15 protein-coding genes and 1 riboswitch are annotated in these 15,436 nt (G+C 32.0%); of the genes, 11 read left to right on the top strand and 4 right to left on the bottom strand.

All coding sequences use genetic code 11. The annotated features are described in order from the left end of the window. Nucleotides 1–23: 23 nt before the first annotated feature. Nucleotides 24–545, bottom strand: a complete 522-nt coding sequence (locus ABV008_RS06160; protein ID WP_352418940.1) for a dUTP diphosphatase — start codon at nt 543–545, stop codon at nt 24–26. A gap of 44 nt (nt 546–589) precedes the next feature. Continuing rightward, on the bottom strand, nt 590–1,675 hold the full coding sequence (locus ABV008_RS06155) for an NAD(P)H-dependent flavin oxidoreductase (RefSeq protein WP_352418939.1): 1,086 nt from the start codon (nt 1,673–1,675) through the stop codon (nt 590–592). 380 nt (nt 1,676–2,055) lie between these two features. Between ABV008_RS06155 and ABV008_RS06150 the strand changes: the two genes are divergently transcribed. Continuing rightward, nucleotides 2,056–3,342, top strand: coding sequence for a glycoside hydrolase family 18 protein (locus ABV008_RS06150; protein WP_352418938.1), 1,287 nt, complete (start codon nt 2,056–2,058; stop codon nt 3,340–3,342). A 54-nt stretch (nt 3,343–3,396) separates the two neighbouring features. Here the strand turns inward: ABV008_RS06150 and ABV008_RS06145 are convergent, their stop codons facing one another. Then, nucleotides 3,397–4,845 carry an aspartate ammonia-lyase gene (locus tag ABV008_RS06145; RefSeq protein WP_352418937.1) on the bottom strand — a complete coding sequence of 483 codons (1,449 nt, stop codon included), beginning with the start codon at nt 4,843–4,845 and terminating at the stop codon, nt 3,397–3,399. 415 nt (nt 4,846–5,260) lie between these two features. Here ABV008_RS06145 and ABV008_RS06140 point away from each other — a divergent pair, with 415 nt between their 5' ends. From ABV008_RS06140 to ABV008_RS06120, 5 genes are all read left to right on the top strand, one after another. Further along, on the top strand, nt 5,261–6,103 hold the full coding sequence (locus tag ABV008_RS06140; protein WP_352418936.1) for a fumarate hydratase: 843 nt from the start codon (nt 5,261–5,263) through the stop codon (nt 6,101–6,103). 27 nt (nt 6,104–6,130) lie between these two features. Then, nucleotides 6,131–6,667: a Fe-S-containing hydro-lyase gene (locus ABV008_RS06135; RefSeq protein WP_352418935.1), complete on the top strand. Its 537-nt coding sequence runs from the start codon at nt 6,131–6,133 to the stop codon at nt 6,665–6,667. A gap of 20 nt (nt 6,668–6,687) precedes the next feature. After that, nucleotides 6,688–7,863, top strand: coding sequence for an NAD(P)-dependent malic enzyme (locus ABV008_RS06130; RefSeq protein WP_352418934.1), 1,176 nt, complete (start codon nt 6,688–6,690; stop codon nt 7,861–7,863). Nucleotides 7,864–8,050: 187 nt separating this feature from the next. Then, nucleotides 8,051–8,431 carry a RidA family protein gene (locus ABV008_RS06125; protein WP_352418933.1) on the top strand — a complete coding sequence of 127 codons (381 nt, stop codon included), beginning with the start codon at nt 8,051–8,053 and terminating at the stop codon, nt 8,429–8,431. A gap of 42 nt (nt 8,432–8,473) precedes the next feature. Beyond that, the gene (locus ABV008_RS06120; RefSeq protein WP_352418932.1) at nt 8,474–9,238 is read left to right on the top strand and encodes an exodeoxyribonuclease III; all 765 of its coding nucleotides are present in this window, start codon (nt 8,474–8,476) and stop codon (nt 9,236–9,238) included. Between the two features lie 147 nt (nt 9,239–9,385). Here the strand turns inward: ABV008_RS06120 and ABV008_RS06115 are convergent, their stop codons facing one another. Continuing rightward, nucleotides 9,386–10,102 carry a cell wall hydrolase gene (locus tag ABV008_RS06115; protein WP_352418931.1) on the bottom strand — a complete coding sequence of 239 codons (717 nt, stop codon included), beginning with the start codon at nt 10,100–10,102 and terminating at the stop codon, nt 9,386–9,388. An 8-nt stretch (nt 10,103–10,110) separates the two neighbouring features. Beyond that, a riboswitch (cyclic di-AMP (ydaO/yuaA leader) is annotated at nt 10,111–10,244 on the bottom strand. 324 nt (nt 10,245–10,568) lie between these two features. Between ABV008_RS06115 and ABV008_RS06110 the strand changes: the two genes are divergently transcribed. From ABV008_RS06110 to ABV008_RS06090, 5 genes are all read left to right on the top strand, one after another. Next, nucleotides 10,569–11,576 carry an ABC transporter ATP-binding protein gene (locus tag ABV008_RS06110; protein ID WP_352418930.1) on the top strand — a complete coding sequence of 336 codons (1,008 nt, stop codon included), beginning with the start codon at nt 10,569–10,571 and terminating at the stop codon, nt 11,574–11,576. Continuing rightward, nucleotides 11,560–12,357 (top strand): ABC transporter permease, encoded by a 798-nt coding sequence (locus tag ABV008_RS06105; RefSeq protein WP_352418929.1) that lies wholly within the window; start codon nt 11,560–11,562, stop codon nt 12,355–12,357. Before ABV008_RS06110 ends, ABV008_RS06105 begins: the two co-directional genes overlap by 17 nt. After that, the gene (locus tag ABV008_RS06100) at nt 12,347–13,138 is read left to right on the top strand and encodes an ABC transporter permease (RefSeq protein WP_352418928.1); all 792 of its coding nucleotides are present in this window, start codon (nt 12,347–12,349) and stop codon (nt 13,136–13,138) included. The genes ABV008_RS06105 and ABV008_RS06100 overlap by 11 nt, the downstream gene beginning before the upstream one ends. A gap of 35 nt (nt 13,139–13,173) precedes the next feature. Then, complete coding sequence (locus ABV008_RS06095) at nt 13,174–13,959, top strand: M15 family metallopeptidase (RefSeq protein ID WP_352418927.1); 786 nt, start codon at nt 13,174–13,176, stop codon at nt 13,957–13,959. A 182-nt stretch (nt 13,960–14,141) separates the two neighbouring features. Next, nucleotides 14,142–15,380, top strand: a complete 1,239-nt coding sequence (locus ABV008_RS06090) for a M16 family metallopeptidase (protein WP_352418926.1) — start codon at nt 14,142–14,144, stop codon at nt 15,378–15,380. Nucleotides 15,381–15,436 lie beyond the last annotated feature (56 nt).

The raw sequence follows: 15,436 nt of genomic DNA, 5'->3' as shown, positions 1-15,436 counted from the left end.
CTTATAATCAAGGCTTTAACAATTTATTTCCTAGGTGCACCTGAACAGGGGGCCATTTCGAGGTAATAGTTGTATACCTCTTCAAAAGAAAGTCCAAGATTAGAACCTAGGTTGAGAAATTCACCGAGAAGTTTAATATATCTTGACATTGCATCAATATAATTACTATGTTTTATATTGTATTTTAAGTGAGTAATATCATCAAATATATTACCAAAAGCTTTAATTACACTTTCTTCTTTAGCTACAGAATTTACACTATCTATATTAATAATACTGAAGTTATTTTCATTGCCTATGGATAGTAGATATTTCATAGCGTCTATATATCTTATCATAAGTTTATCTCTTGATATGTCTTCTCTTGTTTTAGAATACTTATAACATTTTGTAAGATTAGCTAATTCACCTACTTTAACTTGAAGAGCTAGAAACCTTAAATCAAATACATTTTCTTCTCCTAAAGCATTTTCATCAATTTGTGAAATTCTCTTGATATTATTCTCCATTATCTGTTGAAGTTTAAAAAGTTGATCTAGATTCATATCTACACTCCTTTCTATATTTATCAAATCATAATGTCTTTATTTTATTTAGATTCTGTGAAATAAGTAGTAGCTTCTGAAACTAATTCTTCCATTAATTCCTTAACTGATACTATTTTATTTATAAGAGAGGCATTTGCTCCAGCAAAGACAAAGCCTGATTCTAAATTTCCTTTTTGAGCATTGATAAGTGCGCTAGCTATACAATATGGTACTTCCTTCGGATTGCACGGCTTTAAACAGTTAGTAATGCATCGGATAGGTTTTTTTAATCCTAGTTTTACTTCATTAAGGAAATCATTTTTAATAGCTCTACCAATCATGCCAACAGGACTTTGAATTAACTCTATATCATCGGACTTACACTCTATATATGCCTGCTTAAATGCATCAGAGGCATCACATTCATGTGTTGCAGCAAAACGACTTCCCATTTGTACTCCAGATGCGCCAGCATTTAATAAATTAGCAATATCCTTTCCGTCAAAAACTCCTCCTCCTGCAATAATTGGAATTTTCCTATTATATTTTTCTTCGAAAGGTTTTATAGCGCTTAAAACATCACTTACGAGTTTATCAAGTTCATTAGCTGGATCAAAAAGGGATTCTCTAGAAAAACCTAGATGACCTCCAGCTTTAGGTCCTTCAACTACAATAGCATCAGGAGCAACTTGATAGTGCCTATCCCAACTTCTACATATTATTGAAGCAGTCCTACCTGAAGAAACAATAGGTGCAATTTTAGTGCTAGTTCCTCTGGTGAACTTAGGTAGACTTAAAGGGAGACCAGCACCGGAGAAAATAATATCTATTTTTTCTTGAACTGATTGTTTAACCATTTCATCAAAATTATTTAGCACAGCCATTAAATTAATGCCAATAATTCCATTATTGCAAATTTCTTTAGCTTTCTTAATATGTTTTTTTAACGCTCTTAAATTTGCTTCTTTTTTATTTGTAAAATAATCTGCTTCGTTGAACCCAATTTCAACACCAGAAATAACACCTATTCCTCCGTTTAGTGATACGTTTCCAGCTAAAGATGATAATGATATTCCTACTCCCATACCACCTTGGACAATAGGAACTTTAGCAACTAAATCACCAATTTTTAAACTAGGTAACCTCATGTATATCCTCCTCTTTCATTAACCATAAAATACTATCTAATTTATTTTCAAATATTTACAATAACTCTAAAAGTAATTCAAAATATACTTTTAATTTTTGTGGTTATAACAAAATACTAACACCAGGTACTAATATCAAGTATATATTTAATTGTATAAAAAGTAAATACTAATATTTTATAAAAAAACATTTAGTTGACATTACTTATAACAATATACCTGTAAAATAAAATGCTTAATATCAAAACAAGATTAAGATATTTATAATAATAAAGATAAATTTCTTTGAATCTTATATTATATCTACTAGTAGAAACAACATTCTAATAATTGAAACATATAATAATACAAACACTTCAGTATGAAGGGAGTAATATTTTATGCAGATTCATGTGGTACAAGCAGGACAAACAATATATGGTATAGCTCAGGCATATGGTACAACTGTTCAAGAAGTTGTTACTTCAAATGAGATTAGTAATCCTAACCAGCTTGTAGTAGGGCAGGCTTTAGTAATACCAATTGTAGGAAGCTTTTACTGGGTTCAACCAGGAGATAGCATATATAGTATAGCAAACAGGTTTGGTATCAGATATCAAACCCTTGCGAGAGTGAACAATATTTCATTAGATCAACCCCTTGTTATTGGACAGCGGCTCTATATTCCACCGCCATTAAAGAGAAGTGCAGAGGTTAATGCTTATGTTGAACCAACTGGGAGAGTAGTGAGTTCTATTTTAGAGCAGTCTACTAGGCAGAGTGCCCCTTTTTTAACTTATTTAGCTCCTTTTAGTTATCAAGTTCAAAGAGATGGAACCTTAAAAACACCACTTTTAAATAATTTTCCACAAATTGCAAGAGAAAGTAGAGCTACATTGATGATGGTGGTAACAAACTTGGAAGAAGGGCAGTTTAGTGATGAGTTAGGAAGGATTATTCTTACTAATGAAGAAGTGCAAAATAATTTACTAGATAATATTATTGCAACAGCTAAAGAAGCAGGATTTAGGGATATTCATTTTGATATGGAATTTTTACCTCCAGAAAATAGAGAGGATTATAACAGGTTTTTAATGAAGGCAAAAGAAAGACTTTCAGGAGAAGGTTTTTTAATGTCGACAGCCCTTGCACCAAAAACTAGTGCAGAGCAAGCAGGTGCTTGGTATGAGGCACATGATTACAAAGCACATGGAGAAATTGCTGATTTTGTAGTTCTGATGACTTATGAATGGGGATATAGTGGAGGTCCACCAATGGCTGTATCGCCAATTGGTCCAGTACGAAATGTAGTAGAGTATGCTTTGACAGAGATGCCAGGAAGCAAAATAATGTTAGGACAAAATCTATATGGATATGACTGGACATTACCTTTTATTCCTGGAGGGCAATATGCAAGAGCAGTAAGCCCTCAAAAAGCCATTGATATTGCTCGAATCAATAACGTGCCAATTCAATATGATTATACAGCTCAAGCCCCTCATTTTAATTACACTGATACTAGTGGAAACAAGCATGAGGTATGGTTTGAGGATGCTAGGTCTATTCAAGCTAAATTTGACTTAATCAAAGAACTAGGACTTAGAGGAGTTAGTTATTGGAAACTAGGTCTTGATTTCCCTCAAAATTGGCTATTAATAAGTTACAATTTCAACGTAGTAAAATCATAAAAAACATACAGTGGTTTACACTGTTGTTAATGTAATACCACTGTATGCCTATTATTATAGGTCGATTTTTTTGTAATTAATTAAATATTTAGCAGATATTCCTGGTTCTGTCATGCCAATTGGATCTAACACATCATTTAGTTCTGCTTCGTTCAAAATATCTTTGTTAAGTATAATATTTCTTATAGGTTCACCTGTAGCCATAGCTATTTTTGCAATTTCTGCAGCTTTTTTATATCCTATATGAGGGCAAATAGCAGTAACAATACCGATACTATTTTCAACTAATTCCTTACATCTTTCCACGTTTGCAGTAATATCTTTGATACAATTTTCTGTATAAGTATTGATGCCGTTAGCTAACATTTCTATAGACTGGAATAAATTAAAGAAAATTAGTGGTTCAAAAGCATTTAGTTCTAATTGTCCGGCTTCTGCAGCCATTGTAATTGCAACATCATTGCCTATGATTTTAAATGCTACTTGGCTTACAACCTCTGGTATTACTGGGTTAACTTTTCCTGGCATTATTGAAGAACCGTTTTGTTTTGGAGGAAGATTAATTTCTCCAAATCCAGTTCTTGGGCCTGAAGACATAAGTCTTAAGTCATTTGCCATTTTTGATAAGCTAACAGCACATGTTTTAATAGCAGAAGAAACTGATACAAAGCAATCTAAGTTTTGAGTTGCATCTATTAAATCTTGTGCTTGACGCAAATCAATACCTGTAACTAAGCTAAGACTAGAAACGATTCTATCAAAATATAATTCATCAGCATTTATACCTGTTCCTATTGCAGTACCACCCATATTTACAACTTTTAGTTCTTCTTGTACCTTTGTAATTCTAGCAATATCTCTTTTTACTACTGAGCTATAAGCTTTAAATTCTTGCCCTAGTCTAATAGGAACTGCATCTTGCATTTGAGTTCTACCCATTTTTATTATATCATTAAATTCAATTGATTTCTCTATAAGAGCATTGTATAAACTTTCTAGTTCCTTAGTAACTTTAGGAAGTAGTTTCAAAATTGTTATTTTACCTGCAGTAGGAATAACATCATTAGTAGATTGACCCATATTCACATGGTCATTTGGATGAACAAAATTATAAGCTCCTTTTTCTCCTCCTAAAATCTCATTAGCTCTGTTAGCAACAACTTCGTTAACATTCATATTTGCTGATGTCCCTGCTCCACCCTGAATAGGGTCTATAATAAATTGCTCATGTAGATTTCCGATAATTATTTCATCACATGCTTGAATAATTGCGCTTTCAATTTTTTTGCTTAATAGACCAGCCTCCCTATTTGTAATAGCAGATGCTTTTTTTACAAGAGCAAGGCTATTTATAAATTCTTCGTGCATTGTAGAGCCTGTAATTCTAAAGTTTTCTGCTGCTCTTAAGGTTTGCACACCATAGTATGCATCCATAGGAACTTGTTTTGTACCGATAGAGTCACTTTCTTCTCTAAAGCCATTAAAGCTTTCTGTAAAATCCATATTATTGCCTCCTCATAGATGATTTATATTGAAAAAAATACTTTCATATGTATTTATTTTAACAAATGATACTTGCCGCATTCATTATAGCTTCTTTTCATAGAATAATCAACGACATATAGAAGGATTTTTTCATTGTGGAGTGTAAAGCTTCATTTCATGCCAACATCTTTCAAATGTTGAAAAATAAACAATATTTAATAAATTACTTTTAGTTCATAAAGCTTATAAAATGTGTAAGTTGTTATATTAACTTAAGGATTTTTTAAAGACATATAATCTTTTTTGTCGATAAAGAAGGATTTTTCAATCAACCATAGAATCAAGAATATGGGGGAAGTTGCATGTATGAGATAATTACATACACGAAACGTAATAACACTTAATTCACAAATACCAAAAAGAGGTGAAGGTAATGCGAGAAGTAGATGTAAATATTATACAAGAGCTAGTAGCAGAGAAATGTATTTCTTCAAATATTTTTATAGAAGAAGACATAAAGGAAGCTTTAATAAAGGCTAAAGATAATGAAAGTTCATCAGTAGGGAATATGATTTTAGATATGATAATTAAAAATTCTGAAGTGGCTAAAGAAAATGATATAGCTTTATGCCAAGATACTGGAATGGTAGTAGCCTTTGTAGAAGTTGGACAAGAGGTTCACTTTATAAATGGTAGTGTAACTGATGCAATAAACAAGGGTGTCATAGATGGATACAGAGAAGGATACTTGAGAAAGTCAGTTGTAGAAGACCCTCTTTTAAGAAATAACACAAAAGATAATTCACCAGCAGTTATATATTATAATATTGTGCCTGGAGATAAGGTAAAAATTGAGCTTATGTTTAAAGGATTTGGTAGTGAAAATATGAGTCAAATTAAGATGTTAAAACCATCAGATGGAGAGGAAGGAGTATTTGATTTTGTAATAAAAGCAGTAAAAGATGCTGGTCCTAACCCATGTCCCCCAATAATAGTGGGAGTAGGAATAGGTGGCACAATGGATAAAGCAGCTAATTTGGCAAAGCATTCATTAATAAGACCGATTGGTTCTAGAAATGAATTAGAGCATTTAGCAAGATTAGAAGAGAAACTACTAGATAAGATTAACTCTTTAGGTATTGGGCCTCAAGGTTTGGGAGGAGTTACTACCGCATTAGATGTGCATATTGAATCTTACCCTACGCATATTGCAGGATTACCAGTAGCTGTAAATATAAATTGCCATTCCTCAAGGCATAGTACAATAGTTCTATAGATTATATTTAAGAATAGGGGTGAAAAAATGACTGTAAAAGCACTAAACACTCCACTAACAAAGGATGTGTTAAGAGAACTAAGAGCGGGAGATATTGTATCATTAACAGGAACAATATATACTGCAAGGGATGCTGCTCATAAAAGAATGATTGAAAAACTAAAAAAAGGTGAAGAGCTGCCATTTGATATTAAAAATTCTGTACTATATTATGTAGGACCAACTCCAGCAAAGCCTGGAAGAGTAATAGGTTCTGCTGGACCAACAACAAGCTATAGAATGGATAGTATGACTGTACCACTACTTGAATTAGGGTTATCGGGCATGATTGGAAAAGGTTTAAGAAGTGAGGAAGTAATAAATAGCATGAAAAAAAATGAAGCAGTATACTTCACAGCAGTTGGTGGTGCAGGAGCTTTAATAGCAAGCTCGGTTAAGGAGGCCAAAGTAATAGCTTACGACGACTTAGGTCCTGAAGCTATAAGAGAATTGAAGGTTGAAAATCTTCCTATAATAGTATGTATAGATATTTATGGGAACAATCTATATGATAAAACAAAATAGTATTAGGGGGCTAGATAAATATGAAGGATTATAATGAACTATCATTAAAGATGCATAGAGAAAACAAAGGTAAGGTTAGCATTCAAAGTAAAGTTAGGGTAGAAACAAAAGATGATTTATCAATCGCTTATACGCCAGGAGTAGCACAACCTTGTAAAGAAATAGAAAAATGTAAAGATAAAGTCTACGAATACACAGCTAAAGGCAATTTAGTTGCTGTAATAAGTGATGGTACTGCAGTACTAGGACTAGGAGATATTGGTCCTTATGGTGCTATTCCAGTAATGGAAGGCAAATCAATACTTTTTAAAACATATGCAGATGTAGATGCATTTCCTATATGTTTAAATACAAAAGATGTAGAAGAAATAATTAGAACTGTAAAATTACTAGAGCCTGTATTTGGAGGAATAAATCTAGAAGACATAGCAGCACCAAAATGCTTTGAAATAGAAAAGAGACTAGATGAAGAACTAGATATACCTGTATTTCATGATGACCAACATGGAACTGCAATAGTAGTACTTTCTGGACTTATTAATGGATTAAAGCTAGCAGGAAAAGAATTTAAGGACCTAGATGTTGTAATAAATGGTTCGGGAGCAGCAGGTATTGCAATAGCAAAACTATTACTAAGCGTTGGTGTTAAGGATGTAATATTATGTGATAGAAAAGGTGCTATATCAAAAGATAGACAAGATTTAAACCCAATAAAAAAAGAAATGGTCGAGATTACGAATAAAAATTCACAAAAAGGTGAATTGAAGGATGTAATAAAGAATAAGGATGTTTTCATAGGAGTATCATCAGCGAACTGTCTAACTAAAGAAATGGTTAAAACAATGAATGAAAAGTCTATGATTTTTGCGATGGCAAATCCTGTGCCAGAAATTATGCCAGATGATGCAAAAGAAGCTGGTGCTTTCATAGTAGGAACAGGTAGATCTGATTTTGCTAATCAAATAAATAACGTACTGGCATTTCCAGGAATTTTTAGAGGCGCATTGGATGTAAGAGCAAGTAGAATAACTGAGAATATGAAAATCCAAGCAGCTTATGGCATTGCAAATATAGTTAATGAAGACGAGCTAAGTGTTGATATGATAATACCTAGTCCATTTAACAAAGAAGTTGCAAAAGCAGTAGCGGAAGCAGTTAAAAAAGCAGCTATTGAAGACGGAGTAGCGAGAATATAGACTGACAACAAAGCCTTGAGTAGACTTAGAGTTTATTCAAGGTTTTTTAATGATATCATATATTTGATATATGAATTATGCATATGGGTATATTTTACATAGTGTAAAAAATAAAGGAAATAATTATTGAATAAAGAATTAAAACATTAGGAGATTGTTTTATTTTAAATAAGAAAGGGGAAATCGCATGTCAAGAAAAGCTTATAATGCTAATGGCGCTGTAGCGGTTGGACCATATTCACATGCTGTTGAATCTGGAGATACAGTCTATTTTTCAGGACAGACTCCAATAGACTCAAGAACAGGTAAACTTGTAGAAGGCTCTATCACAGAACAAACGGAGCAATGTTTTAAAAACTTGTTTAATGTACTTGAAGCTGTTAGACTAAAGCCTGATGACGTAGTAAAAGTAAATGTTTTTCTTACTAACATGGACAATTTTTCAGCTATGAACAAAGTATATGAAAAGCAGTTTTCAACACCATATCCTGCAAGAACTACAATAGGAGTTGCTTCACTTCCACTAGGGGCACAAGTTGAAATAGAAATGATAGCTAGGAAAAAATAATTACTATTAAAGTAGCAAAATAATTAATACGGAGGATATAAAATGAAGCTTGTTTCTTGGAATGTAAACGGCCTTAGGGCTTGTGTAGGTAAAGGATTTTTAGAATATTTTAATGAAGTAGATGCTGACATATTTTGTGTTCAGGAAACTAAATTACAAGAGGGACAAATTGATTTAGATCTAACAGGTTATCATCAGTACTGGAATTATGCAGTTAAAAAAGGTTATTCTGGTACAGCAGTGTTTACCAAGAAAAAACCTATATCTGTAAAATACGGATTGGATATTGAGGAGCATGATCAAGAAGGGAGGGTAATAACCCTCGAATTTGAAGAATTCTTTTTAGTTAATGTTTATACCCCAAATTCAAAAAGAGAGCTAGCACGACTAGATTATAGAATGACTTGGGAGAATGATTTTAGGAATTATCTTAAGAAGCTTGATTCTGTAAAGCCTGTTATTTTATGTGGAGATTTAAATGTAGCTCATAAAGAGATAGACTTAAAGAATCCTAGTAGCAATAGAAAAAATGCTGGCTTTACAGATGAAGAAAGGGAAAAGATGACTGTATTACTTAACAACGGTTTTTTAGATTCTTTTAGATACTTTTATCCAGACAAAGAAGATGCATATTCTTGGTGGTCTTACATGGGAAAAGCTAGGGATAGGAATGTAGGCTGGAGAATTGACTATTTCATTGTATCTGAAAGGCTAAAAGATAAACTAAAGGATTCACAAATACATTCAAGCATAATGGGTAGTGATCATTGCCCTATATTGTTGGATATATATTTTGATAAAAACTAAGTATGTATTTTATAGTAGAAAATTAATTCTCTATAAAATTACTATTACAACTTGAACGTCTAGAATATTGCAGAAAAGCCTTGATTAATCTTCATAACTAATCAAGGCTTTATATGATGCATTAAAATTTTAGATTATTAATCTTAGTTATTTGTAAAACACGTGCTCACCAATACGTGCTACATATGTTTTGTTATTTACAATCCATTTACCTTCTGCTTTATCAGGATTGAAAAAATAAGTTGAGTTTCCTACTGGCTTTACGCCATTTAGAGCATCTTTTGCTGCTTGTATGCTTTCTTCTGATGGAGTATTATAGATAGTTCCATCTGCTACAGGACTAAATTGAGGAATACCTTTGTAGTATTCAAATATTACATTCTTTATTGTGTTTGGGAAAGAATTTGAAGCAACCCTATTTAAGATAACATTTCCTACTGCCACTTTGCCTTTATAAGGTTCAGCTCCAGCTTCAGCTTGGATTATTCTAGAAAGCCAATACAAATCTGTTGTATTAGAATTTCTGCTTACGCTTGTCCCACGTGATACTGATGCAGATGCTAGTGCCCCATATAATAATGATTGAGTTTGCTTACCGGCTATTCCATCAATTCTTATCTTATTAGCCTTTTGAAAGGCAATTACTGCTTTTTCAGTTCTTGGCCCGAAAATACCATCGACAGATCCAGCTGAAAAGCCTTTGTTATTTAGAGCCTGTTGTAATTTAGATACTTCAGGACCCCTACTTCTAAACTTTAATACTACATAGGAGTCATTTCCAGCAGCAAAGACGCTTGTTATGTTCAGTAAGATTAATAATAGTAATAGGACTGATGCAACAATCCTTTTTTGATGTATTTTCATAATAGAAAACACCCCTTCCTTTTTGCTTCCGAAGTTAGCTGACGGGTTCGGGACAGAAGGCTCCCTACCATGGTATCCATGGATTAACCCCTTGATTGGTTCCTCCGTACCTAGAAAATCTAGGATTCAGCAAGTTTGTGTTTTTGCATAGTAATTATTATATAAGCCTACAATTATTATGTCAACCAACAAGCAGCAAAAGGAACAAATTACCTAGGAAAATAAAGTAAAGATTTTAATGTGTATAAAGTAATTTGTTTCAAATTCACACTTGACATTATCTGAAATAAATGGTAGATTATATGGTAATACTTGAGAGTGTATCTAGGGTTCCGACTATCTTTTAAAGTGTCTGGTCCAAGCGATACAAAGATATTATCTACACTTCTGGGAGAAAAGCCCGGAGGACGAGTCTCATTAGACTCTTCTTCCGGGCTTTTTATATAAATAAAGGAGGTGCCTCTATATGAGCATTATACAAGTAAGAGATTTACAAAAAACATTTCAAGTAAAAATTAAGAAAGCAGGGTTACGAGGAAGCGTAAAGGCAGTATTTAGACCTGAATATAAAGAGGTTAGTGCAGTTAACAATATTTCCTTTAATGTTGATAAAGGTGAAATACTAGCTTTTATTGGTCCTAATGGAGCAGGCAAATCTACAACTATTAAAATGCTTACAGGTATCTTGAATCCTTCTTCAGGTGAGATTAGTGTTCTTGGGCTTAATCCATTAGCTCAAAGAAGGATGCTATCCTACAAAATAGGAACAGTATTTGGACAAAAATCTCAGCTATGGTTTCACCTTCCTCCAATAGATAGCTTTCATCTTTTAGGAAAGATATATGAAATGTCAGATTCATCTCTTAAGCAACGTATTATGTATTTAACCGAGCTATTTGAGATAGAAGAACTGTTAGAAATTCCAGTACGGAAATTATCATTGGGGCAGAGGATTAGGTGTGAAATTGCAGCATCTTTGTTGCATAATCCAGAAGTGATATTTTTAGATGAACCAACTATTGGATTAGATGTTGTAGTTAAGCAGAAAATACGGGAATTAATCATAAGATTAAATAAAGAAAACAAAACTACTATATTTTTGACTTCTCATGATGCTGGAGACATAGAGCGAGTTTGTAAAAGAGTAATAATAGTGAATCATGGAGAAATAGTGTTAAATGAGTCTGTTAAAAACTTAAAGTATAATTATATGAATCAGAAGATTATTGATATAAAGTACAATGAACCTGTGGAATTACTTGATGAACAAATAGAAATAGTAAAACATAAAGGATATGCTGCAAAAGTAAAGGTAGATAGTTCCATTCATGACATAGATACAGTAATTGCTTATTTAATGAAAGCAGGAAAAGTTGCTGACATCACTATATCTGAACCTCCTTTAGAAGAAATTATTTCTTATATATATTTGCAGAAGAATTTAGGCGGTGATGCTATTGAAAAAACTATATAAATATCTATTTGTAAGTAGAATAAGCTTATCAAATAATCTTGTATACGTTGAAAACTTTATAGTTAGGAATTTCTTCTTAGTATTTATAATTTATATCATGTTGATGCTTTGGCAAAATATATATGGTCAAAAAGGAGATGTAATTGCTGGTCTTAGTTTAAGACAAATGATATGGTATCTAATAGTTACAGAAATCATTACACTATCTCGTTCAGACGTATTTAATGAAGTTTCTGTAGATGTAAAGAATGGAAACATAGCTTACATGCTAAACAAACCTTATAGTTATGTATTTTATTGCTTTTCCAATTCTTTAGGTGAGATTGGTGTAAAGTTAATTACAAATGCTACTATTGGATTAATAATAGGTGTTCTCTATGTTGGACCATTAATAGAATTTAAACTTACTCAATTGCCTTTTGTTGTTTTAAGTATATTACTTGGAATATGTATTAACTTTTTCATTCACATATGTTTATCTCTAACTTCATTTTGGGTGGAAGAAAATAGTGCATTTTATTGGATTTATAGCAAGCTTGTATTTACACTAGGCGGTATGCTAATTCCTATAGAAATGTTTCCAGAATGGATAGAAAGGTTAGCTAGAAGGCTTCCCTTTGCCTATATAACCTACGGACCTGCAAGACTAGTTGTTGATTTTTCTCTTTCTAATTTTGCAAGTGTCTTAGCTTTTCAGCTTGGATATTTACTAATCTTTATTGGACTTTCTACATTCATTTACAGGAAGGGGGTTAGAGCACTAAATGTTAATGGAGGTTAAGAAAAATTTAAAATTAATAGCTATGTATTTTCGCTTTAATCTTTCTGCATCAATGGAATATAGAACCAGCTTTCTTATTCAAACATTTGGAATGATTTTGAATAATGCTTCATTCATATTTTTCTGGTGGGTGTTATTTGGGAATATAGAAAGCATAGGAGGTTATGGTTTTAAGGATGTCATGATGCTATGGGCCATATCTTCAGTATCTTATGGCATTAGTTTTGTAATATTTGGTAATGCAAGACGAATTACACAAATGATAGTTAATGGTGAACTGGACCCTTATTTATTGCAGCCAAAGGATGTTCTTATAAATATTATTTCATCAAGTACTGTTATTTCAGCTTGGGGAGACATAATATATGGTATTATTTTGTTTGTTGGAGTTAATGGTGTTCATATAGCAGACTTTATACTATTCTTGCTTTTTAGTGTTAATGCTGCCTTACTTTTTTCTAGTGTTTTAATATTTGCAAACTCTTTAGCCTTCTATATGGGTAATTCTCAAGGTATTAGTGGACTCGTACTAGAGTTTATGATATCTTTTAGTATATATCCAGAGGGAATATATAAAGGTTTTGCAAAATATATTATATATACAATTGTTCCAGCAGCTTTTATTACTTTAATTCCAGTTAGATTACTGCAATATTTTTCATGGAGATGGTTTATCATACTTTTAGCCGTATCAGTAGCTTGGATAATATTTGCATTTTGGTTTTTCTATAAAGGTTTAAAAAAATATGAATCAGGTAATCTAATCGTAAATAAGCTTTAATTATGTTGAATTACTAATATTAAGGAGCGAATAACATGACTGGAAACAGAAAGTTTGTTAATATAATTAAAATTTCTACATCGATAGTACTAGTCATATTAATTGCTTTGATAATAAATATAGCTAAAAATCATAATGATAAAAATCTAGCTACGGAACTTTCATTGTCAGGTAAAAGGGTAATGGTTTTAGGAGGCCCTAATGAAAAATATGAAGATAAGCTATATAATGAAGATACTTCACCTGTTTTTAAATATAGCAATATATCAGATGAGATTAAAGAAAAAATGATTAGGGTATCTTGGAAAGAAGATTCACCTGTGAAGCTTGAGGATCTTGCATATATAAATGTTACTTATTGGGGATTTGATAATGCTGAGCATGTAGGTGAAATGATAGTACATGAAAAGCTAGCATTAGAGGTTTTAGAAATATTTAAAGAGCTTTATGAAGCTAGATTTTCTATAGAAAAGATTGTGCTTATTGATGAGTATGATGCAAATGATGATCTGTCAATGGCAGACAACAATACATCTGCATTTTGCTCAAGAGAAGTGACTGGAAAAAAAGGAGTGTTCTCAGAGCATAGCTATGGAGTTGCCATAGATATAAATCCAATTCAAAATCCTTATATAAAAGGAGATATCGTACTGCCAGAGGAAGGTAGTTTTTATCTAGATAGAAACAATGTACGAAAAGGCATGATAACTAAAGGAGATGTATGCTATAATGCCTTTAAGAATAGAGGCTGGGTGTGGGGTGGAGAATGGAATACTTTAAAAGACTATCAGCATTTCCAAAAGAAAATAGAAGACAATTAGATAATATTAAATAAACCCTACTTTAAAGTAGGGTTTATTTAATATCGAAGATATCTGCATAAGATGAAAAAATAATAAACTTAAAGTCTATTATTTTTGTTTGAAATCAATTATAATATCATAGGTAGTGATTAAAATCGAACACTTATAATGATTTATTTTAGATGCTAGGAGTATTAGTAATGGAAAAACATTTTTTTGATTGGAAAGAATATATTTTAGAAAATGGTTTAAAAATAGTTTCTATAAAAAAAGATACTGAGCTATTTTCTATTCATTTAGGAGTAAATGTAGGCGCTGTAAATGAAGAAGAAAATGAAAAAGGATTGTGTCATTTTATTGAGCATATGCTTTTTAAAGGTACTAAACTAAGGACCAATATAGAAATAGACCAAGACTTAGAAGATAGAGCAGGTTCATATAATGCTTATACAACCTATACAGCTACGGCATTTTCTATAACTGCACTTTATGATGAGCTTGAACCATCTATGGAAATATTATCGGATATTATTAGAAACTCCACTTTTCCTTCTGAGGAAATAGAGAAAGAAAGGGGAGTAATACTAGCTGAATTTAGGAATAGCTATGATGATGTGGAACATTTTAGCTTCAATAAAGTCAATAGCATAGGTTTTGAAAAGAGTCCATTAAAATACGATATATTGGGTAAAGAAAGTCTTATTAAAAGCTTTACTAGGGATGAAATAGTATCTTTTTATAATAAGTACTATGTCCCTAACAACAGTGTTATAAGCATAGTATCACCATTAGACCATGAAGAAGTTTATGAAAAGGCTAAGACATATTTTATTGATTGGCAGAAGAAGGATTTGAAAAAGAATGAAGTCATAGTCGAAAAGAATCTTAACGATGAAGTGATTTCACATAAAAAAGAAATAGAACAGAATACTATTGTATATCTTTATACCTTTTATAACCTTACAAGAGACGAAGAACTCGCATTAGAGATACTAAACCATAAGCTGGGGGAAAGTGCTAATTCAATTCTTTTTAGAGCCCTAAGAGAGGATAAGGGAATATCCTATGATATATATTCAGAGATGGATGCAACTGATTATATAAAAACCTTAAATATTTATTGTTCTGCTTCTGAAGATGATATATTTGAGGCTAAGAAAACAATAGATTATTGTATAGAAAATATAGCAAATAAGAATATAAAAATAGACGATAAAAATATAACTCTAATGAAAAAAGTAATGAAGACAGGGATTGCGTCTATTCTTGAAGATTCAGAGGGATTATGTAATTATGTACTCCATCAGAAGCTTATGGATAGAAAAATAGATGAATTCTCTGAGGATTTAGAGGCACTTAATAATATTAAATCGGAAGATGTATATAAAGTTGCTAAGAAGGTTTTAGCTAATCCCACTATTCATATGCTAGTTAACTAGAAGTGATATGGAATAGTCTTAAACGCCAATGCCGGATTTGGACTTATAATGCTGGT

This window comes from Proteiniborus sp. (genome assembly GCF_040308045.1).
Classification (GTDB): domain Bacteria; phylum Bacillota; class Clostridia; order Tissierellales; family Proteiniboraceae; genus Proteiniborus.
Note: the sequence above shows the minus strand (reverse complement) of the source record. Positions and strands in the feature narration are given on the sequence as shown.